Here is a 22784-nt window from a genome sequence, read left to right as displayed (position 1 = left end):
TTAACCCTTACACATAGAGGCGCACATTAATTTTTAGCCGTCAATATTTGAGATGAGGAGAGCGAAAATGAATTCAGGTATAGATTTAACCAGTCCCATTGCCGGATACCATCTAATCGAGCAACTATACAGTGGTTCGAGAACCCTAGTTTATCGAGCCATCCGAGAAACAGATCAGCTTCCGGTTGTCATTAAACTATTAAATCGAGACCATCCCAGCTTCAGCGAACTGCTGCAATTCCGCAACCAGTACACCATCGCCAAAAATCTAGGTCTGCCGGGAGTCGTTGAACCTTACAGTCTGGAATCCTACCGCAACAGTTATGCCCTAGTGATGGAGGATTTCGGCGGCATTTCTCTACGGCAATACGCCCAAGATCGATGCCGAAGACGGCTCGGTGAAGCACCTACGTGGACTTTAGCAGAAATATTGGAAATTGCCATTCAAATAACTGACATTCTCAATGGACTCTATCGGCATCGAGTCATTCACAAAGATATTAAGCCAGCTAACGTTCTGATTCATCCCGAAACCAAACAAGTCAAACTGATTGACTTTAGCATCGCCTCCCTACTGCCGAGAGAAACTCAAGAAATTCAAAATCCCAACGTTTTAGAAGGAACCCTCGCCTATATTTCTCCCGAACAAACTGGACGAATGAACCGAGGCATCGACTACCGCACAGATTTTTATTCTCTGGGAGCCACCTTTTACGAACTGCTGACAGGAAAACTGCCATTTGAATGTGACGACCCGATGGAGTTGGTTCACTGCCATATTGCCAAACAACCTCCTTCAATAAACAGTAAAGAAATCCCGCAGGTGGTTTCGGATCTGGTCATGAAGCTGATGGCAAAGAATGCCGAGAAACGCTATCAAAGTGCCTTGGGATTGAAGCATGACTTAGAAAGGTGTTTGCAGCAGTGCCAAGAAACTGGAAAGATTGAAACTTTTGAATTAGGAATGCGCGATGTATGCGATCGCTTCATCATCCCCGACCAACTCTACGGACGAGAAACTGAAGTAGAAACTTTACTGCAAGCATTTGAGCGAGTCAGTCTTGGTGCAACAGAAATGATGCTGGTAGCAGGTTTTTCGGGTATTGGTAAAACCGCCGTTGTCAACGAAGTTCATAAACCAATTGTTCGGCAACGCGGTTATTTTATCAAAGGAAAATTTGACCAATTTCAACGCAATATTCCCTTCTCTGCTTTTGTCCAAGCATTTCGGGATTTAATGGGGCAATTGTTAAGCGAAAATGATGTCCAACTAGAGCAATGGAAAAATCAAATATTAGAAACTGTCGGAGACAACGGTCAGGTAATTATTGAAGTCATTCCCGAATTAGAAAAAATCATTGGAAAACAACCACCAGCAGTAGAGTTATCAGGAACGGCAGCCCAAAATCGCTTTAATTTATTGTTTCAAAAATTCACCCAAGTCTTTACTAGCGCCAAACATCCATTAGTGATGTTTTTAGATGATTTACAATGGGCTGATTCAGCATCATTAAAGTTGATGCAGCTATTAATGGCTGATACAGGTCATCTTTTCATCATTGGTGCTTATCGCGATAACGAAGTCAATCCAGCCCATTCATTAATGCTGACTTTGAGCGAAATTCAAAAAAACCAAGCAGCCATTAATACTATTACTTTAACATCCCTAAGTCAATCCCAAATCAATCAATTAGTCGCTGATACCCTAAAAATTACAGAAAATTTGGCATTACCCATTTCACAATTAGTCTATCAAAAAACCCAAGGCAATCCATTTTTTGCCACCCAATTTCTCAAAGCCCTACACGAAGAAAATCTCATTCAATTTAACTGGGAGTTAGGCTGTTGGCAATGCGATTTGTCCGAGATTAATCAACAAGCCTTGACCGATGATGTTGTACAATTTATGGCGTTGCAGTTAGAAAAGTTACCCTTAGCAACCCAGAATATTCTGAAGTTAGCCGCTTGTATTGGCAATCAGTTCGATCTAGCAACATTAGCAATTGTTTCAGAACACTCAGAAGTAGAAACCGCAGCCAATTTATGGAAAGCATTGCAAGAAGGTTTGATTTTACCGATCGGTGATGTTTATAAATTTTATGTAGGGGCAGAAAGTCAAGCGGTTACGTCAGAAAAGTGTCAAAATGTTACCTACAAATTTTTACACGATCGCGTTCAACAAGCAGCCTATTCCCTAATTCCCGATGACCAAAAACAGACAACTCACTACCAAATTGGACAACTACTACTACAACAGATTCCAAAAGCAGCAAGAGAAGACAGACTTTTTGAAATAGTTAATCAATTAAATCGCGGAATTGATTTAATTACCGAACAAACACAACAATATGAATTAGCACAACTTAATTTAATTGCCTGTCGCAAAGCCAAAAATTCCACTGCCTATCAAGCTGCGGGTGAATATGCCAAACTTGGATTATATTTGTTAGGAGATAAAGCTTGGCAACAGCAATATGAAATGAGCCTTGCTTTCTCTGAATTAGCTGCGGAAATCGCTTCTTTGTGCGGCGAATTTGAACTAACGGAACAGTTGGTTGATAGTGTTATAGAACAGGCACACTCTCTGCTAGAAAAGGTCAATGTCTACTGTATTATAATTCAATCTTACGTTTTTAAAAATAAACCATTTGAAGCCCTTGATGTCGGACAGAAACTTCTGCAACAGCTTGGCGTAACTTTTCCTGAATCACCCACACCAGTAGATCTTCAACAGTCAATTCAAGAGATTAAGGAATTGATTGGAGATAAAGAAATTGCAGATTTAGTGGATTTACCTGTGATGACAGATCGGGAAGTCTTGGCAATTATCCAGATTGCTAGTAGTCTCATCCCACCAGCGTACAACTGTGGTTCTATCTTGTGTCCATTACTGATGGCGTTGTCCGCCAAATTATCCATTCAGCATGGAAATACAGTAACTTCTGCATTTAGTTACGCTAACTATGCCTTCCTTCTCTGCAATTTTTTCCAAGATGTCGATACAGGGACAAAGTTTGGTGAATTGTCACTTCAAATGATGTCCAGATTTGACGCTAAAGCTATTCAACCAGAAGTACTTCTGGTGCTGGCAGGTTTTGTTCTGCACCGCAAATCTCACATCAAAGATATCCTCCCACTCTTGCAAGAAGGCTACGTGACTGGTTTAGAAGTTGGCAGCACGAAGTTTGCTGGATATCATGCCCGAACTTTTTGTAACGCTTCTTTTTGGAGTAATCAGCCTCTTGCTACCGTAGAACAAAATGCTCGTGCTTACTACCATGGGTTGATGCAACTTAACCAAGCGGCACTAGCCAATCATTGTCGCCTTTCTTGGCAGTCGGCATTAAATTTGCTGGGTTTGGGGGAGCATCCTTGTATTTTATCTGGGGAAGCTGTACAAGAGACAGAAATTCTGCCGCAGCTAATTTCTGATAATGATGTAGCTGAGTTGTGTGTCTTCCATTCATATAAACTTATGCTCTGTTTCTTATTTGGAGAAATTGAGCAAGCGCAAAACCATACTGTTGAGTGCAGTCGCTACTTAACTACTGCTAAGGGATTAGTATACGAGCCTGCGTTTTATTTCTATGATTCTTTGATTGCTCTAGCAGCTTTGAATTTGCAATCAGAACAAGTATCAGAGGTAGTTCAGCGGGTAGAGCAAAACCAAACTCAACTACAACACTGGTCACAATATGCTCCTATGAATTATCAACATAAGATTGATTTGGTAGAAGCGGAAAAATGTCGAGTGTTAGGAAAAAAAGCAGAAGCCAGTGAATTATACGATCGGGCAATATCTAAAGCCAAAGCCAACGAATATATCCAAGAAGAAGCACTGGCTAACGAACTGGCTTCTAAATTCTACCTAGATTGGGGCAAAGAGCGCATTGCCCAAGAATACATCACCCAAGCCTACTATGGCTATGCTCGCTGGGGCGCTAAAGCCAAAGTCGCTGACCTAGAAGCTCGCTATCCTCAACTGCTTGCACCTATATTAGAGCAAACCCGTTCTCCTCTCTCCACTCACGAAACTATCTTCACTTTAGGGAGTGTTACCTCCACCAGTTCGGCCACATCCAGTAGTAGTGTTTCTGTGGCTTTAGATTTAGCTGCTATTCTCAAAGCTTCCCAAGCAATATCCCGTGAAATCGAACTGTCCAAACTACTTTCATCATTGCTTTCGATCGTCATCGAAAATGCTGGAGCCGATAAATGCGTGTTAATGCTGTTGCGAGACGATAGCCTGCTAATTAAAGGGTCAATTACCCTGGGGTCAGAGCCGGTCGTGTTGCAGGGCCTACTGGTTGAAGAGAGTCAGGAAATTCCTCACAGACTAATTTACAAAGTCAAGCACGATCGGCAGACTGTTGTGCTGCTGGATGCGACTGCCGAGCGGACTTTAATAAATGACCCATATATCATGCGTCAGCAGCCGAAGAGTATTTTGTGTAGCCCGATTTTGCATCAAGGGAAGCTGATGGGCATTTTATATCTAGAAAATAATTTAGTAACGGGGGCGTTCACGAGCGATCGCGTCGAACTACTCAATCTGTTGTGCGCTCAAGCGGCAATTTCTATAGAAAATGCCCGACTTTATGAGCGATCGCAGAACTATGCTCAACAGCTAGAACAGTCTCTGGAAGAGTTAAAGATTAGTGAAGCCCGCTTTCAGAAACTTGCCAACAACGTGCCTGGCTTGATTTATCAGATTCGGATTCAAGCCGATGGTTCTGCTTCAGTGCCCTACGTCAGTTCTGGATGTCAAACACTCTATGAAGTGGCGGCAGAGGATCTGATGGTAGGAAAATACAGCCTACGCGATTTTGAACATCCCGACGATCGAGCAGAGGCATTTCAGGCAGTTATCGAGTCTGCTCAAACGCTCACCCCATTTCAACATGAGTGGCGGATTATTACTCCCAATGGGAATGTGAAATGGGTGAAAGCCGCTTCTCAGCCAGAACGTAGAGAAGACGGAGAAATCGTTTGGGATGGAATGCTGATTGATATTACCGATCGCAAGCAAGCAGAAGCAGCGGTGATTCAAAAATCACAGGAACTCGAACAGACTCTGGCAGATTTGCAGAACACCCAACTGCAAATGGTGCAAAGCGAAAAAATGGCATCACTCGGAAATCTGGTAGCAGGTGTTGCTCATGAAATTAACAACCCCGTTGGCTTTATTTGGGGCAATTTGAATGAAACCCAGCAAACGGTGCAAGACTTAGTGGAGCATCTCAATCTCTATCGCGATCGCGCCTCAGAAACAGAGCTTGCAGACCATGCCGAAGATATCGATTTAGACTATATCATCGAAGACTTGCCTAAAATGATTGACTCCATGAAAGTTGGATGCGATCGCATCAAAGGTATCAGCACTAGCCTCCGCACGTTTTCTAGAGCCGACAAAGACTACAAAGCGCCCTTCAACATCCACGATGGCATAGATAGTACGCTCTTAATTCTCAAATATCGATTGAAAGCGAACGATGAGCGACCCGCCATTGAAGTAGTGAAAGACTACGGCAATATTCCGGAGATCGAATGCTTCCCCGGACAGCTTAACCAGGTGTTTATGAACATTATAGGCAATGCGATCGATGCGTTGGATGATTCCAACATTGGGCGGGATTTTGCGGAAATAAAGGCTAACCCTAATCGAATTAAGATTATCACATCCACGGAAGTTCAACAGGTAAAAATTACCATTTCTGATAATGGTAAGGGAATGAATGAAGAAGTTAAGCCAAAAATATTTGACCATTTATTTACAACTAAAGGTGTGGGTAAAGGAACTGGGTTGGGATTGGCGATCGCACGGCAGATTGTAGTTGAGAAACACGGCGGTACAATCGAGGTAAATTCTGCATTGGGAGAAGGGACGGAGTTTACAATTTTATTGCCGATGAAAGGATAAGACTATCTTGATAGATCGCCATCTTTCTGTTCAAAAGTGAAAAAGTATAAAAGCGGTAGAGTCTGTAGGCTAGGGCTTTCGCAGTTTTATTTTCCTCAGACTAGATCAATAACAGTGTATACTTAGTGACAAAAGTCAATGTCGTCTGAGATTGAGTAATCCAGAGGAGTACCGCAGTGGATTTGACAAACCGAATTTCTGGATATCATCTAGTTGAGCAATTATACTGCGGTTCGAGAACCGTAGTTTATCGAGCCATTCGAGAAACAGATCAGCTTCCGGTTGTCATTAAACTACTGAATCGAGACTATCCCAGCTTCAGCGAACTGCTGCAATTCCGCAACCAGTACACCATCGCCAAAAACCTACGTCTGCCTGGAGTAGTTCAACCCTATAATTTGGACTCCTATCGCCACAGCTATGCCCTAGTAATGGAGGATTTTGGCGGTATTTCTCTGCGAGACTACGCCCAAGAACGCAAGCTGACTTTAGCAGAAATATTGGAAATTGCCATTCAAATAACTGACATTCTTGACGGACTGTACCGAAACCGAGTCATTCACAAAGATATTAAGCCAGCTAACGTTCTAGTTCATCCCGAAACCAAACAAATTAAACTGATTGACTTTAGCATCGCCTCCCTACTGCCGAGAGAAACTCAAGAAATTCAAAATCCCAACGTTTTAGAAGGAACCCTCGCCTATATTTCTCCCGAACAAACTGGACGAATGAACCGAGGCATCGACTACCGCACAGATTTTTATTCTCTGGGAGCCACCTTTTACGAATTGCTGACAGGAAAACTGCCATTTGAATGTGAAGATCCGATGGAGTTGGTTCACTGCCATATTGCCAAACAACCTCCTTCAATAAACAGCAAAGAAATCCCGCAGGTGGTTTCGGATATTGTTATGAAGCTGATGGCAAAGAATGCCGAAAAACGCTATCAAAGTGCCTTGGGCTTGAAGCATGACTTAGAAAGGTGTTTGCAGCAGTGCCAAGAAACTGGAAAGATTGAAACTTTTGAATTAGGAATGCGCGATGTATGCGATCGCTTCCTGATTCCTGAAAAGCTTTATGGTCGAGAACGAGAAATACAGCAACTTTTAGCAGCCTTTGAACGAGTAGCACAAGGGAACAGCGAAATGATGCTCGTTGCAGGCTTTTCCGGCATCGGAAAAACTGTTGTAGTCAATGAAGTTCATAAACCCATTGTCAGGCAACGGGGTTATTTTATCAAAGGTAAATTCGATCAATTTCAACGGAATATTCCCTTCAGTGCTTTTGTGCAAGCCTTCCGAGATTTAATGGGGCAATTATTAACAGAAAGCGATGCACAAATTCAGAAATGGAAAAACCAAATATTATCAGCAGTTGGAGAAAATGGACAAGTCATTATTGAAGTTATCCCTGAATTATCAAAAATTATTGGTGAACAGCCACCCGCACCTGAATTATCTGGAACAGCAGCCCAGAATCGCTTTAATTTATTGTTTCAAAAATTCACCCAAGTTTTTACCAGTGCAGAACATCCATTAGTGATATTTTTAGATGATTTGCAATGGACCGATTCAGCATCGCTGAACTTAATGCAGCTTTTAATGGCTGATACAAATCATCTTTTGTTAATTGGTGCATACCGTGATAACGAAGTCAATCCAGGACATCCCTTGATGTTGACTTTGAGTGAAATTGAAAAAACACAATCAACAATTAATACGATTACTTTAGCACCCCTGAGTCAAATGCAAGTCAATCAGTTAGTTGCTGATACACTTAAATGTCCAGAAAATTTGGCCTTGCCTCTTTCTCAATTGGTATTTCAGAAAACTCAAGGAAATCCGTTTTTTGCTACACAGTTTTTCAAAGCATTACATCAAGATAACCTGATTCAATTTAACTACCCCTCTCTGTCCCCCCTTGGTAAGGGGGGACAGAGGGGGGTACAAGGGGGGTGGCAATGTGACATTATACAAGTGAATCAGCAAGCGCTTACCGATGATGTAGTTGAATTTATGGCGTTGCAGTTAGAGAAATTACCATTAGCAACCCAGAATATCCTCAAGTTAGCCGCTTGTATTGGCAATCAGTTTGATTTAGCAACTTTGGAAATTGTTTCGGAATACTCAGACCTAGAAATAGCAGCAGATTTGTGGAAAGCGTTGCAGGAAGGATTAATTTTACCAATCGGTGATGTTTATAAATTCTATGTCGGGCAAGAAAGTCTTGCAGTGACTCAAGAAAATTCTCAGACTGTTACCTACAAATTTTTACATGACCGAGTACAGCAAGCTGCCTATTCCCTGATTCCCAATGACCAAAAACAATCAACTCATCTCAAAATTGGACAGTTACTCCTGCAAAATACCTCGGAGATAGAGCTTGAGGAAAAAGTGTTTGATATTGTCGGGCATTTGAATCTAGGACAAAAGTTAATCACTCAACCAAGCGAACGGGAAACATTAGCTCAACTCAACTTAAAAGCAGGCACTAAAGCCAGAAATTCTACAGCCTACGTAGCAGCAAGGGTCTATCTGCAAACAGGCATAGAGTTACTGACTACCAACTGTTGGCAAAGTCAGTATGAATTGACCTTGAATCTCTATGTTGCGACTACTGAAGCCAGCTATTTGAATGCTGATTTTGAGGACATGGAAAAGATGGCAGCTCTAGTCTTGCAAAAAGCTCAGACGATTTTCGACAAAGTTAAAATTTACGCAATTCAAATTGTGGCAAAGACAGGACAGAGCCAGATGTTGCAGGCGATCGCCGCAGGAAGAGATGTACTGGGACAATTGGGAGTCGATCTCCCCAGTGAACCTGACGAAACTAAGATTAGTCAAGCGCTACAGAACCTTGCAAGCCAACTCCAGGGTAGAGAGATTGAGGAACTGGTGGATCTGCCAGTGATGAGCGATCGCCAAACTCAGGCAGCGATGGAACTATTAGGAATGGTATTTTCACCCACTTTTCTGGGAATGCCGGGATTGCTGCCCCTAGTGAGCGCGACAATGGTGAGTTTATCGCTCCAGTTTGGGAATGCGCCCTCATCAACGGCGGGGTATGGAATTCACGGAATGGTTTTGTGTGCCTTTTTAGGAGAGGTAGAAACAGGTTATGCCTTTGGGCGACTGGCGTTGAATTTACTCGATCGGTTCAATGCGCGGGAATTTAGACCCCTAATTTTGCATCTCTATGGCATCTTTATCCAGCATCGCAAAGAAGCGCTAAGGGAAGTGAGATTGATCCTGAAAGAAGGCTATACGGCTGGCATAGAGGCTGGGAGTTTTCTATATGGTACCTACAACATCGTCGCTTACTTCTTTGCTACCTTTGCCAGTGGCATGGAACTAAATATTTGGGAACCCGAACTAGCAAATTACAGCACTGTTTTGGCGCAAACGAAACAATATTCTGCTCAGATTTATATAAGTATGATGGGGCAGATAGTGCAGAACTTGAGGGGAACTGGGAGTCAACCGGATTGCTTAATCGGTAATCTCTATGATGAAATGGTGATGATTCCCAAGCACCATCGGGACAATGAACTAACGCCGATCGCTGTTGTTTATATCTACAAACTACTGCTTGCTTACTCTTTTGGGAATTACACGGCTGCCCTAGATTACATTACTCAAGCCGAGCCTTATTTGATGGCAGTGGGAGGATGCGTTCACGTTCCCATTTTCCATTTCTATGCACCCCTAACATACCTAGCACTTTTTCCCACACAGCCAGAGTCGGAGCAAGCGAAAATTCTCGCTGTTGTGGAAACCCATCAAACGATTTTGCACCAGTGGGCTCACAATGCTCCCATGAATCATTTGCATAAATGGTATTTAGTTGAGGGTGAACGTCATCGGGTTTTAAATGAAAAAATTGCAGCCATTGAGTGTTATGACCGAGCAATTACCCTGGCGAAAGATAATCAATTTATCAACGAAGAAGCCTTAGCGAATGAACTAGCCGCTGCGTTTTACCTCGACTGGTGTAAAGAGCAATTTGCTCAAATTCACATCATAAATGCTTACTACTGCTACACCCGGTGGGGAGCGAAAGCAAAAGTTAATCACCTAGAAAAAACCTATCCTCAATTACTCCAACCCATCCTGCAACAGCAACGACTTAACCTCAACCCAATAGAAACTATTGGCTTTCGTGGGACTTCCTCATCCACTCGCACGAAGAGCACTGGCAGTACGAGTATTTCCGATGTCCTAGATTTTACTTCTGTCCTGAAAGCTGCTCAAGCTATTTCCAGTTCTCTGGAATTAGACTCACTCCTTGCCAGCCTCACCCGAATTATCCTCGAAAACTCTGGGGCAAAAAAAGTTGTATTGCTACTTCCCCAAGATGATATTTGGCAAGTCCGAGCCAATACCTTTATTGAGCATCAGGAAATACAAACTCTCCTCAGCCCACAAGGGTTAGAAAATTGTCAATCTCTTCCCATAAAAATTTTCCATTACGTCAAGAATACTCGACAAACAGTTGTCATAGATAATTGCCAAACCGATATCCCTGGTTTAATTGGGCAATATATGCTTGAACATCAACCCCAAAGTGTATGTTGTAACCCGATTATTAATCAAGGGCATTTAGTCGGGATTCTTTACTTAGAAAATCAAGTGACAAGCGGGGTATTTACTGAAGAACGCTTACAAGTTATCAACTTACTTGCTTCTCAAGCTGCCATATCTCTAGAAAATGCTCGACTTTATCAACAAGCTCAACAAGCTTTACAAGATTTACAACAAGCTCAATTACAAATTGTCCAAAGTGAAAAAATGTCGGCACTCGGTAATCTTGTTGCTGGTGTTGCCCATGAAATGAATAATCCTTTGGGTTTTATTTCTGCGAGTCTTGAAGAAGCTAAACCTACTTTTACCGAGCTGATCGAACACTTAAGATTGTATCAAAAAACTTTCCCCAATTCAAGTGATGAAATTAAAGACCATGCGTCAGAAATTGACTTAGATTATACTTTAGAAGACTTACCCAAGATAATTAATTCAATGGGGATGGCCTGCGATCGCCTCAAAAATATCAGCACTTCCCTCCGCACTTTTTCCCGTGCTGACAAAGATTATAAAGTGCCATTTAATATCCATGAAGGCATTGACAGCACGATTTTAATTCTCAAACATCGCCTGAAACCAAACGAGAAACGTCCTGCCATAGAAGTGATTACCAACTATGGAAATTTACCTAAAATCGACTGTTTTCCCGGTCAAATAAATCAGGTATTTATGAATATTATAGCGAATGCTGTTGATGCTTTAGATGAATCAAACATTGGGCGAAATTTTGCTCAAATCAAGGCTCATTCCAACATTATTAGTATTCAAACATCAGTAGAAAATGAGAGAGTAAAAATTGCCATAAAAGATAATGGTCATGGCATGACTGAATCAGTCAAACAAAAAATATTTGACCATTTATTTACAACCAAAGCCGTTGGTAAAGGCACGGGGTTAGGATTGGCGATCGCACGGCAGATTGTGGTTGAGAAACATGGGGGTGCGATCGATGTGAATTCGGTATTGGGAGAAGGGACTGAATTTGCGATCGTTCTGCCAGTTTGTTCCCTCAACTAGGCACACTAACCTTATACATCAGATACCTGTGAAAAAGACCCTCACATCCAATTGAACAAAAACGTTCTGGCTTAGAGCCGGAGTCGCAATGAAATTATCTGGGTTATACAGTATTATTCCAGATTCGGATCTCTAAATTCGGGGTTATTGATAAATTCTTCATCGGTCAAACTTCGCAGGAAAGCCAACAAATCTCGTTGTTCCTTTACAGTCAACTTAAAGCCTGAAACAAAATTACTTTTGAGCGGGTTTTCACTTCCTACTCCAGCAAATTCTCCTTTCTTAATAGTTCTGCCACCTGCTTTGTAGTGACCAATAACTTCTTCTAAAGTTTTGATACTTCCGTCGTGCATATAAGGTGCTGTCAAGGCAATATTTCGCAGAGTTGGTGCTTTAAATCTGCCCATGTCTGAGGGTTGGTTCGTAATTTCGTAAACCCCTGTATTGTTGGGCGGATAAGCACCTTTGCCGTCGATATTGTACAGGCCTGTATTGTGAAAAGCGATTTCTTTAAAGGCTAGCCGATCGTGCATAATAGAGTCGGATAAATTGAGACCGCCGTGACAGTGAAAGCATTCCAAGCGTTCGCTGTTAAATAATTCTTCTCCCCGTTTGGCTGAGGCTGAAATTGCGCTGGATTCGCCTTGGTAGCGGTATCGATCGTAGGCAGAATTGAGGGAAATTAAAGTGCGTTCAAAGGAGGCGATAGCTTTGGTTAAGTTGTTAATACTAATATAATTGTCTCCGGTTCCAAAGGCGGCTGCAAACATTTGGGGGTATTGTAAATCTGACCGCAGCATTGCTAAAAGTTCCTGTTCTTTACCTACCATTCCCATTTCGATCGGGTGTTCGCCAAACAGGGGAACTAATAGCTGAGATTCCAGTTTATTCTGTAGGGGATTTGCCCAAGTCAGCACTGAATTGTAGCCGATATTGGCTAAACTCATGGCATTACGCGGGTGTTTTTCTCCGGTAGCGCCGACTCCTAATGTTTTGCCGTCGGTGAATGCTTTGGCTTGAATGTGACAGGTAGCGCAGGAAAATTTTCCTGTAACTGACAGGCGTTTTTCGTAGAAAAGATGTCGCCCCAGTTCGACTTTCTCCTTGGTAATTGGGTTATCTGCTGGTACAATTGGTTTTGGCATTGCTGCGGGGATATTCCAATTGTAAGTTGGCGGTGGAGAAGTTGCGATCGCGCTTGTTTCGGGCGACAAAACTTCGCTAATGCTGGTTGCTAAGCAAAATGAGATAATGCAGATAATAGTAAAAGTTAATAGTCGATTTAATTTCATTCTTTTTATCGTAGGGTGGGCACTGCCCACCATTGCTGTTATGGTCCTGGGCGCAGAAACCGAGTTTTTTGGACCCGGTTTCTCAAACCCGGTTTATGAAGGGATATATGCGTAATTCCTCTGTTATTTAACCTTAAAAAAACTCTGTTCGGCAGCGGGTTGGCCTCCAAAGGGCAAACCTAGATTTGTCATAATTCCAGCGCAGTCGCCGTCATTCGGTTCTGACATACAGCCGGGAGGAGTATTGGCTTGATTGACTTCCAAATTAGTTTGAGAAACTAGCGCTTTGATGTCGGCAACAACTGTATTTTTTGCAGGATCGAAGTTACTAAAAACTATTTTTGCGGTGTTGGGATTAGCACAGCTACTCGGCTTCAGAGTGTTGCCTTCAGCTTTGCATCCGGTACTTCCTAAATGAATGGCAAAACCCTGCACTCCGCCGCCGTGACTGCCTTCTGTGTGAGCAATTTGGCTGCTTTGCCGGCCCGATTTTCCGGCTGGCATTCTGCTAGTCATTTGATTTTTTAGGTCAATTCGCACAAATTTGTAGCCTCCCCGCCAGTTCCACCACAGGGATGTTAAATTGAGGGGAGAAGGTGCTAGACTTGCGTCTCCGTGATTGAGATTGAATGGCAAGCCGAGGGTGAATTGCAGCCCTTTGTAGCTGCCTTTTGGTATTGTGCCAAGAACTCGATCGCGAATTTCTACAGTGCCGTTTGCACAACCGCCGGATTTATTTTCAAAGTCCAGCAAAGCAATGTTTTGATGCTGCCATTTGCCGTCTTGTTTGAGAGTTAGCGGTACGGCTTTGCCGCTGTTGTCAATTAAGGCAACATCGGATATATAAAAGCGGAAATCTGTAGGAGTAACGGTAGCAGCCGGCGTGCCTAAGTTACTGTAGCTTTCCCCGCAGTTAAACGGCTTTTCCCCCACCGCCGCGCTAAATTTAATCTCCAATTCTTGAGTTTCTGCCGCTGTGGCTTGATGCCGACCGACAGTTGAATAGGTACACAAAATAGCGAGGGCTGCCGCAGTTGAAGCCTGTATTAGTTGTTTTTTCATTTGAGGTTAAGCTTGGGCTGAATGGATGCCAAATATACTGAGTTTGGTAATTTTTGCCTGATTCTTACACTTCTTCGCTTGAATTGTCAAATGACAGCTTGTAAAACTTGTAAATAACAGGATTTATGATTAATTTTTTCTAAATAAACACTCCTCATCACCGTAAATGATGTAAGCTAGACAAACAATTACCTATATGGTAACTAAATCTTAAATCTTAAATCTTAAATCTTAAATAGCATGAATCCTCTGCCCAATTACCGCCCCAAACAACTTTCCCTCGGCCCTTTAGAGGCAGAGATTTTGAACATAGTTTGGGAACTAGAAATTGCTACAGTGAAAGACGTGCACGATCGCATTTTGTCCGATCCCGATCGAGAATTGGCTTACGCTTCAGTAACAACAGTGCTGCGCCGCCTGACAGACAAAGGTTGGCTGGTTTGCGACAAAACAGAACGGACGTTCACTTGGCAACCTTTAGTTTCTTGCGAAGAAGCTCGATCGCTCTTGGCTTACGATCGATTGCAGAAATTTCTAGCAGTAGGCAATCCCGATATTGTAGCAGCATTTGCTGACAGCCTCGACCAAGCAACTGTCGAACAATTAGAAGAAATTTCCCTTCGCATTCAAGCTGTCCGCCAAGCTAGGGAGGAGCAAAAATAATGCACTTAATCCTAATTTTAACTGCACTGATTGCTGCTTGCTGCCTGAGATTGAGATGGTCTTTTCCTCACGGAAATTGGACTCGCCGCTGGCAGCGATCGCTCTTGTTATTCCTGTTTCCCCCCCTGTTATTGCTCGCCACAGCTCTAGCAATTTTATTCATGGGAATTCAAGGACAAATGGTAGGAATCCAGATCGTAGGAATTGAGGAAGGGTGGTTGAGCTACTTGCTAGCTGTAACTTTTTTAATAATAGCAGCATTTTGGTGTATTAAGCTAGCCTCCAAGGGCATTTTATTTTTAAATCAAATTCGCAATTGCCCGCAGAAAGAAATAGCCGGAACAACAGTCAGAGTTATGAACACGCCCGCTCTATTTTCGGCTTTAGTTGGTTTTTGGCAACCTGAATTTGCAGTCACTTCTGGTTTGTTGAAAACCCTCGCCCCAGCTCACTTGCAAGCAGTAATTGCCCACGAACAAGCGCACTACTATTACCGCGATACTTTCTGGTTTTTCTGGCTGGGATGGCTGCGGCAAATCACGGCTTGGCTGCCGAATACGCAAGCTTTGTGGGAAGAGTTATTAACGCTGCGGGAATTGCGGGCTGACGCTAAGGCGGCGGCGGGAGTAGATTCTTTGTTATTAGCAGAAGCTTTGCTGTTGGTAGCGAGCTATCCGCACCGATATTTTGATATAGCTTGCGTGGTTGGTGCTGTCGGGTTGCCTAATAGATTGGGAGAGAGAATAGATGCGCTTTTGACAGGGGCAGAAACGCCGCTAAAATCGAATAAGTGGTTTTGGAGTTGGCTGATTTTAACGCTTTTGCCTTTAGTAACTGTTCCGTTTCACAGTTAATACAAGTGGCGATCGCACAAACATCTTGCACCATTCTCGCTTAACAGGCTTTCTGGCCTGTTCCACAAAGAGTGAGTTTTCTTGTGGGGAGTAGGGGTTGGGCGTCCCGCCCGCCCATGAAAGGCTTCCACACGAATGGTGCAATATCTGAGATAGAACCAACATTGTCTTCATCCCTGCCGAAGTTCTAAAATAAGTATTGCAGCAAGCAAAGTTAACGAGTGAGGCGAAAGAAATGCCCTCCCCATTTCCGGGAATGAATCCCTATTTAGAACAACCAGAATTTTGGTCAGAAGTTCACAGCCGCGCGATCGTAGCGGCCGCGATCGCGATCGGGAGCATCTCAGTTTTGCATTTACAGTGCGAGCTTAAGAGCTCGCGTATTGTACAATACGCGAACTCTTAAGCTCGCACTACAATAAAAAAAATGCTTTTTACAAAACTGAGATGCTCCCGATCGTAATTAATGAGGAAGGGGAAGGGGAAGGAAAAAGCAGGAATAATATTATGTCCGCAAAATTGGTTTGTAGTGAGGAATGCAAGTCCTCATAAAAACCGAGGACTTGCATTCCTCACTACAAACACATTTTTCATAAAGGAATCTCGATCGCAAATTCCGTACCTTCTCCTACGGTGGAACGGCAGCTCAATGCTCCAGCGTGTTTTTCCGCGACAATTCGGTAACTGATGGCTAACCCCAAACCAGTGCCTTTTCCCATCGGTTTTGTCGTGAAAAAGGGGTCAAACAATCGGCTCCGCACGTCTTCTGTCATGCCGATCGCATTATCGGCAATGCGGATGCAAATACTATTTTCGTTTAGGGCTTCTGTGCGAATGCTAATAGTTGGTTCCCAATCGTCGCCGCCGGCTGCTGAGCGCCTTTTTTGGTTGCAAGCATCTTCCAAGGCGTCAATACTGTTGCTAAGCAGATTCATAAATACCTGATTGAGCTGACCTGCATAACATTCTATTAAGGGGAGTTTACCGTAATCTTTGATTACTTTTATTTCGGGATAGTCGCCTCTGGCGCGCAGTTTGTTGTGTAATATTAAGAGGGTATTGTCTATGCCTTCGTGAAGGTTGGTAGGCTTTTTTACCGAGTCGTCTAAACGGGAGAAATTTCGCAAGCTCAGAACTATTTCGCGAATGCGATCGGCTCCCATTTTCATCGAAGATAATATTTTTAGTAAATCTTCTGTCAAAAATTCTAAATCGATATTATCAATACATTGTTGAATTTCTACCGCTGGCTGAGGATAGTGTTTTTTGTAAAGTTCCACAAGCTGCAACAAGTCTCTGATATATTGGCTGGCATAGGAAATATTGCCGTAGATAAAACTGACAGGGTTATTAATTTCGTGAGCTACTCCAGCTACCATTTGACCGAGACTTGACATTTTTTCGGTATGAATTAGGTGAGCTTGAGTTTCTCGAAGTTCTTTGAGAGCGATTTCTAGCTGCTGGGCTCTGTTGTTGGCGATCGCCTCGGAGAGCCGCAAAGCATCCTCGGCTGCTTTGCGCTCTGTCATGTCAAAAATCGCACCGTTGAGGGATAAAACTTGACCTGCTGCGTTGAAAATGGCTTGACCTTTCTCTGCCACCCACCGCACATTTCCGTCGCAGTGAATCAGGCGATATTCGAGCGTGTAAGGTTGTTTTGTCTTAATAGCCCGATCGATAATTGTCTCGATCTGCTCAGCGTCATGGGGATGAACTATACTCGGAAAAGCCTGCACCGGTTTTTGCATAAAGTTAGCTGCGGGATAGCCGGAAATAGCTTCGATGCCACTGCTGATAAAATTTAAGCTCGATCGCCCAGCCGCACTGCAACGGTAAACTGCACCGGGAATGCTAGAAACTAATGACCTAAATTCTTCTTCTCTTTCCCGCAAAGTTGCCTCAATCCGCTTGCGCTCGCTAATGTCGCGAGCAAACGCGCACTGATATTCTTTGCCGTTAAATTCCCAATGGTCGATCGTAATTTCTACCGGAAAAATGCGACCGTACTTAGTGAGGTGGTGAACTTCAATATTAACCGAACCGCAGCGTTTTAAGACTTTCCAGTGCAAACTCCAAGCAGTTTGGGGAAAATCTGGATTGATGTCGTGCACGGTCATCGAGAGCAATTCAGCGGTAGAATATCCCAATGAAGAGCAAGCGGCGTCGTTGACGTACAAAAATTTACCGTCGGGCCCGATCCAGAAGATCGCATCTGCAGATCGGTCGATCGCAAATTGAGTCAGTTGCAACTTTTCCTCAACCCGCTGGCGATCGGCAATTTCTTTTTCTAACTGTTCGTTAAGCGAATTGATATCTAAAGCGCGATCGACAATAGTGTCTGAAGGGGAAAATTTGAGTGATAATTTTGCCAATTCTCCTTTGTGGATATCATGCGGGTGATGGTTTTTTTCTACCTCTTTTAACTGCCGTTGTTGAAAATTTTCTTTGTGATTTAAACCCGAATCTGCAAGTGCTTTCGGCATGAGGGCGAGAGCGACTGCGGCTAAAAGCAAAGAAATCAAAGCACTTGTAGCTTTGAGAGTTACCGACAGCCAATATATGGAATGCCAAAGCGTCCAAACTTCCGTGAATTTAGCAGCGCCCCAGGCAAAAAAAACAACGGCAAACAGCCGGAAAATCTTGCTGTGAGAACCTTGGCGGGTAAAATAAACTAAAGATAGGGCGATCGAGCAATAAGCCAGTGCCGTCAGCGAGTCAAAAACAGCGTACAATCGCAACTCCGGTACCGCGTTGCAACCGAGTGTAGAAGATACAGCAAGTGTGGAAAAAAAAATTGTTAATTGTTCTTGCATAAAGTTCAAGAAAAAAATTATCTGTACCAATGCAAATCCGATCAAATCTAATTATTTGATTTTGGCTAGTGAAATATTTACATAATTATATACTTTTTTCATTTTTATGAAACAGCTATTTTTTCAGGAAATATCAAAACTATCGAGGTTGGGCCCTGGGAACGAAGCTTTCCCGAAGTATGAGCCATGCCGAGCGTCACGGCTCGCAACGCTTACAACGCTTACGTTGCTCCCTGTGACGGAATACATAGGTTCGCCTAACTATTGCTTCAGAAACATTTAAATTGTTAATGATCACTATTAAATTTTCTTTTAGATTACTTAAGCCGTGAGCCAGGGGTTTTTAACCCCTGGCTCACAGATGGACTAGCAGACTTTTAACGCAGAGAAAATCTCAATTTTTGCGCTGGGAATCCACAATTAAGCACCGCCCAGCGCCCACTGCACCAAAGTCCGAACTCCAAAACCGGTAGCCCCAGGGCCATTGTAGCCATTTTCTTTGTCAGTCCAAACCGGGCCGGCAATATCTAAATGCGCCCATGCAGTATCCTTTACAAACTGCTTCAAAAATAGCGCCGCCGTAATCGAACCGCCGGGACGTGGCCCTGTGTTTTTCATGTCGGCGTGCAATGCTTTCAAACCCTCAAAATATTTTTCTTCCATCGGCATTCGCCAAAATTTTTCGCCGGCCAATTCTGAGGCGGCGACTATTTCGGCGGCGACGCTATCTTGAGGACTCCACAAACCCGCGATATCGTCGCCTAAAGCAATTACGCAGGCCCCGGTTAGAGTTGCTAAATCGACAATTGCGTCAACTCCTAATTTATCAGCAAATACCAAAGCATCAGCCAGGGTTAAACGGCCTTCAGCGTCGGTATTGTTGACTTCAATTGTTTTGCCGTTGGAAGCTGTAAGGATGTCTCCAGGGCGCATGGCGCGGCCGCTGATCATATTTTCAGTGACGGCGCTGATAAAGTGAACTTCCACATCGGGTTTGATGTGTCCGATCGCCTTTGCCGCTCCCAAAGTAGCCGCAGCACCGCCCATATCTACTTTCATCATTTCAATGCCACTGCCCGCACCTTTGATGTTCAAACCGCCAGAATCAAAGGTCAATCCTTTGCCTACAATTGCTATTTTGCGGCGCGGTGTGCCTTCGGGTTTGTAAGTTAAGTGGATGAATTTGGGCGGCAATTCAGATGCCCTGGCAACGCCAAGAAAGGCTCCCATTCCTAGTTTTTCGCAGTCTTCCTGCTCCAATATTTCTAATTCTAAACCGCATTCGGTAGCCAGACTTTGAGCAGTTTCTGCCATGGTAATCGGGGTGACAAAATTTGCCGGCGCTGCGACTAATTCCCGTGCTAGAATGACTCCGGCAGTGATTTGGCGGGCGCGGGCGATCGCACTTTCGGTACCGGCAAAACCGAGCAAATGAATTTGTTCGAGTTGCGGGCTTTTGTCTTCCTGTTCCGATTTGAAACGGTTGTCTTGATTTAGGGAGAGTTCTACACCTTCGGCGATCGCGCTTGCTGTAACATCCGGGGCGTTTTTCCACACCGGAAAGCTAATTCCGAGGGTTTTGCATTTCTCTTTTTTGGCTAACTTGGCGCAAACGCCTGCTGCTTGCCGCACGGTGTCTAATTTTAAGTCCTCTGTTTTGCCCAAACCGACGATCGCAATTTTGCGAATGGGATTATTGCCGCCGACGCGGGTGATGGCGCTAGTACCCACTTTGCCCTTAAAATCTACTTCCAGTAGCAGCTCTTTCAAAGTGCCTGCAAGCTTTTCATCTAATTGTGCCAGATCGCCGGTGAGTTCCAAGCCGTCCTCAAATAGACCAATTGCCAGGGCGTCTCCCGTCCAAACAGAGCGGGGCGTATCGGTGACTAGAAATTCCATGTTTTGATTTACACTTTAGATTTTAGATTTTTGATTGTACTTTGCAGTGGGTGGTTTGTGGTTTTTCGTTGGTGCGGGTAAATAGATCGATCGCACAAATTCTCCGCTCCACATCGAAATAAATTCTGCTACTATATCAGCCAAGTCCGCCTGCGATCGGATATTCCACCAATATCAATCATCTGTTTGGGGGTCGGCTCTCCGTTTTTGCCCCACTCTTAACATTTATTTCTCGTTGAACAGGCATCCTGCCTGTGATGGCGTGGAACACCCATCCGGCCTGTGATGGCTCTTGACAAACGATCGGTTCTCTATATCTTATTCTCTTAAATTTTCCCATGCTAAAACGACGCCGGGCTCGATTTTTTGTTTTAATCAGCGTTTCAGTTTGCGTTATTGCGATCGGCTCTTTGGTTGCTGCGATGAAATGGATGGGTTTTGGCTCGCTCCAAAAGGCTCAGCAACCCGTGAATGCAGCGAATTCCGAATCGCAAGTCAAGATGCTGGTATCGCTGTCACCGAGCGAGCGATCGGCGAAATTAGTTGAACTCGCAGCTACTGAGTCTGCAAGTACAAACCCGCAGCAGGAAATCTCCCCTCAAAGCCGTGCCCGCTACCTGCTTGCCAGCGATTTAATCCAGCAAGGAAATGCGACCAAAGCATTAAACTTATTGGACAAATTAGAGCAAGAATATCCGGTTTTAGCTGCTCACATTGCCCTAAAAAGGGCGCAAGCTTACCAATTGAGCGGCGACAAAGGCAAAACTCAAAAAGCTTGGCAGGAACTGCTAAAAAACTATCCGAGCGACCCGGTAGCAGCGGAAGCATTATATGTTTTAGGCAAGTCAAAACCGGAATATTGGCAACAGGCAATTACTGAATTCCCCGCTCATCCCCGCAGCGTAGAAATTGCCCTCGCTAAGTTAAAAGAAAATCCCAATCAGCCGCAGTTGATGCTGCTCGTAGCAAAACACGGTCATTATGTCAAAGACTACGGGACAATTGTGGAACAACTGGTGCAGCGAAACAGCGCCGGTTTGAAACCGGAAGATTGGGAAGAAATTGCCTTTGGTTATTGGGAAAAACAAGATTATGGCAAAGGAGCTATTGCTTACGGGAAAGCTCCCCGCAACGCCAAAAATCTTTACCGAAAAGCTCGCGGTTTGTGGCTCGACGGAAAAATCCCGGAATCGAGAATTGCCTATCAAGAATTAGTGCGCGAGTTTCCCGATGCCGAAGATACTGGTTTGGGTTTAATTCGGCTGTCGCGGCTGAGCGAACCGAAAGAAGCGATCGTTTTGCTCGATCGAGTTATTAGCAAATTCCCCAATTATGCCCCCGAAGCTTTGTTAGATAAATCCCAACTTCTCGACAAAGCACGCAGCGCTCAATCTGCCTCAGATACCCGGAAGTTGCTATTGACAAAATACAATAATTCTGATAAAGCAGGCGAATTGCGGTGGACGATCGCCCAGCAGTATGCCAAAGGCGGAGATTTAAAATCAGCTTGGCAGTGGGCGAGAGAATTAACGACCCACAATCCCGACAGCGAACAAGCTCCAGAAGCAGCATTTTGGGTCGGGAAATGGGCACAGCAACTCGGTCGGCAACAAGACGCCAAGACTGCATTTGAGTACACTATATTACGCTATCCAGAATCATATTTTGCGTGGCGATCGGCTGTACTTCTTGGCTGGCCAGTCGGCGACTTTACCACAGTCCGAGATTTGTCTCCCAATGTAGTGCGGCCGCCTCAGCGCCCCGAACCAACTGCGGGTTCTCCTGCGTTGAAAGAACTCTATCAATTAGGTCAAGATAGAGATGCTTGGACGCTGTGGCAAATAGAATTTATCGACCGCGTAGAACCAAGTATAGCCGAACAGTTTACAGACGGTTTAATGCGAGTAGCAGTCGGAGACAATTTAGACGGTTTGTGGATGGTTAGTAGTTTGCGGCAACGCGAAAAACCAGATGATAGAACCGAATACCTGGAACTCAGGCAGCAACCGATTTATTGGCAAGCACTTTATCCTTTTCCTTACTTAGAAACCATTGTCAAATGGTCGCAAGAACGCAAAATAAATTCAGTATTAGTAACCGCATTAATCCGGCAAGAATCGCGGTTTATGCCCGCTATCAAATCATCAGTTGGCGCCACAGGTTTAATGCAAGTAATGCCGGAAACAGCAGCTTGGGTTGCTGGACAAATCAGCCTCAAAAAGTATTCATTGGAGAATGTGGACGACAACGTTAAACTCGGTACGTGGTACTTGGATCACACTCACGACGAGTACAAGAATAACTCAATGTTAGCTGTGGCGAGTTACAATGCCGGGCCAAATGCAGTAGCAGATTGGTTGAAGAGGTTTAATTTTAGTGACCCGGATGCTTTTGCGGAAAAGATTCCGTTTCCTGAAACGAAAGGATACGTGAAATCGGTGTTTGAGAATTACTGGAATTATCTGCGGATTTACAATCCAGAAGTTAATCAGTTAATGACTGAGCATTATGCGGCTTCTCAGAAAAAAGCCAAGTGAATTATTCGTGGTGTGGGGGCGGCTTTATCTAAATTGTTGGTAATCGTTATATCTTTTTGGTGGAACCCGCCCCTACAAAATATGGTTTCGTAGGGGCGGGTTCCACCAACCATAATTGCCCCAAACAAACAATCTCAAAAACCCGCC

General features: G+C 43.9%; 10 protein-coding genes. 6 read left to right on the top strand and 4 right to left on the bottom strand.

Annotated features, from left to right (window positions below):
- The first annotated feature begins 67 nt into the window (after positions 1–67).
- Both QUA43_RS19935 and QUA43_RS19930 read left to right on the top strand, forming a co-directional pair.
- On the top strand, positions 68–5920 hold the full coding sequence (locus QUA43_RS19935) for an AAA family ATPase (protein WP_333376031.1): 5853 nt from the start codon (positions 68–70) through the stop codon (positions 5918–5920).
- A gap of 176 nt (positions 5921–6096) precedes the next feature.
- Positions 6097–11517 carry an ATP-binding sensor histidine kinase gene (locus tag QUA43_RS19930; protein WP_333376030.1) on the top strand — a complete coding sequence of 1807 codons (5421 nt, stop codon included), beginning with the start codon at positions 6097–6099 and terminating at the stop codon, positions 11515–11517.
- A gap of 113 nt (positions 11518–11630) precedes the next feature.
- Here the strand turns inward: QUA43_RS19930 and QUA43_RS19925 are convergent, their stop codons facing one another.
- Both QUA43_RS19925 and QUA43_RS19920 read right to left on the bottom strand, forming a co-directional pair.
- Positions 11631–12809 carry an MbnH family di-heme enzyme gene (locus tag QUA43_RS19925; RefSeq protein WP_333376029.1) on the bottom strand — a complete coding sequence of 393 codons (1179 nt, stop codon included), beginning with the start codon at positions 12807–12809 and terminating at the stop codon, positions 11631–11633.
- 123 nt (positions 12810–12932) lie between these two features.
- The gene (locus QUA43_RS19920; RefSeq protein ID WP_333376028.1) at positions 12933–13871 is read right to left on the bottom strand and encodes an MbnP family copper-binding protein; all 939 of its coding nucleotides are present in this window, start codon (positions 13869–13871) and stop codon (positions 12933–12935) included.
- A gap of 240 nt (positions 13872–14111) precedes the next feature.
- Here QUA43_RS19920 and QUA43_RS19915 point away from each other — a divergent pair, with 240 nt between their 5' ends.
- From QUA43_RS19915 to QUA43_RS30905, 3 genes are all read left to right on the top strand, one after another.
- Positions 14112–14534, top strand: a complete 423-nt coding sequence (locus QUA43_RS19915; protein WP_333376027.1) for a BlaI/MecI/CopY family transcriptional regulator — start codon at positions 14112–14114, stop codon at positions 14532–14534.
- Positions 14534–15388, top strand: coding sequence for a M56 family metallopeptidase (locus QUA43_RS19910; RefSeq protein ID WP_333376026.1), 855 nt, complete (start codon positions 14534–14536; stop codon positions 15386–15388). The genes QUA43_RS19915 and QUA43_RS19910 overlap by 1 nt, the downstream gene beginning before the upstream one ends.
- Before the next feature lie 235 nt (positions 15389–15623).
- Positions 15624–15794 (top strand): DUF4058 family protein, encoded by a 171-nt coding sequence (locus QUA43_RS30905; protein ID WP_445301986.1) that lies wholly within the window; start codon positions 15624–15626, stop codon positions 15792–15794.
- Between the two features lie 184 nt (positions 15795–15978).
- Here QUA43_RS30905 and QUA43_RS19900 read toward each other — a convergent pair whose 3' ends face one another.
- The gene (locus QUA43_RS19900; RefSeq protein WP_333376025.1) at positions 15979–18201 is read right to left on the bottom strand and encodes a PAS domain S-box protein; all 2223 of its coding nucleotides are present in this window, start codon (positions 18199–18201) and stop codon (positions 15979–15981) included.
- A 420-nt stretch (positions 18202–18621) separates the two neighbouring features.
- Positions 18622–20100, bottom strand: coding sequence for a leucyl aminopeptidase (locus tag QUA43_RS19895; RefSeq protein WP_333376024.1), 1479 nt, complete (start codon positions 20098–20100; stop codon positions 18622–18624).
- 338 nt (positions 20101–20438) lie between these two features.
- Here QUA43_RS19895 and QUA43_RS19890 point away from each other — a divergent pair, with 338 nt between their 5' ends.
- Entirely contained in the window at positions 20439–22637 is a 2199-nt protein-coding gene (locus QUA43_RS19890) for a transglycosylase SLT domain-containing protein (RefSeq protein WP_333376023.1), read from the top strand.
- Positions 22638–22784 lie beyond the last annotated feature (147 nt).

It is taken from the genome of Microcoleus sp. N9_B4 (assembly GCF_036701635.1).
Lineage (GTDB): Bacteria > Cyanobacteriota > Cyanobacteriia > Cyanobacteriales > Microcoleaceae > Microcoleus.
Note: the sequence above shows the minus strand (reverse complement) of the source record. Positions and strands in the feature narration are given on the sequence as shown.

Bases quoted from the DNA above. Each gene is read 5' to 3' on its own strand.
- QUA43_RS19935 (WP_333376031.1), top strand. From the start codon at position 68: ATGAATTCAGGTATAGATTTAACCAGTCCCATTGCCGGATACCATCTA.
- QUA43_RS19925 (WP_333376029.1), bottom strand. From the start codon at position 12,809: ATGAAATTAAATCGACTATTAACTTTTACTATTATCTGCATTATCTCA.
- QUA43_RS19920 (WP_333376028.1), bottom strand. From the start codon at position 13,871: ATGAAAAAACAACTAATACAGGCTTCAACTGCGGCAGCCCTCGCTATT.
- QUA43_RS19915 (WP_333376027.1), top strand. From the start codon at position 14,112: ATGAATCCTCTGCCCAATTACCGCCCCAAACAACTTTCCCTCGGCCCT.
- QUA43_RS19910 (WP_333376026.1), top strand. From the start codon at position 14,534: ATGCACTTAATCCTAATTTTAACTGCACTGATTGCTGCTTGCTGCCTG.
- QUA43_RS30905 (WP_445301986.1), top strand. From the start codon at position 15,624: ATGCCCTCCCCATTTCCGGGAATGAATCCCTATTTAGAACAACCAGAA.
- QUA43_RS19900 (WP_333376025.1), bottom strand. From the start codon at position 18,201: ATGCAAGAACAATTAACAATTTTTTTTTCCACACTTGCTGTATCTTCT.
- QUA43_RS19895 (WP_333376024.1), bottom strand. From the start codon at position 20,100: ATGGAATTTCTAGTCACCGATACGCCCCGCTCTGTTTGGACGGGAGAC.
- QUA43_RS19890 (WP_333376023.1), top strand. From the start codon at position 20,439: ATGCTAAAACGACGCCGGGCTCGATTTTTTGTTTTAATCAGCGTTTCA.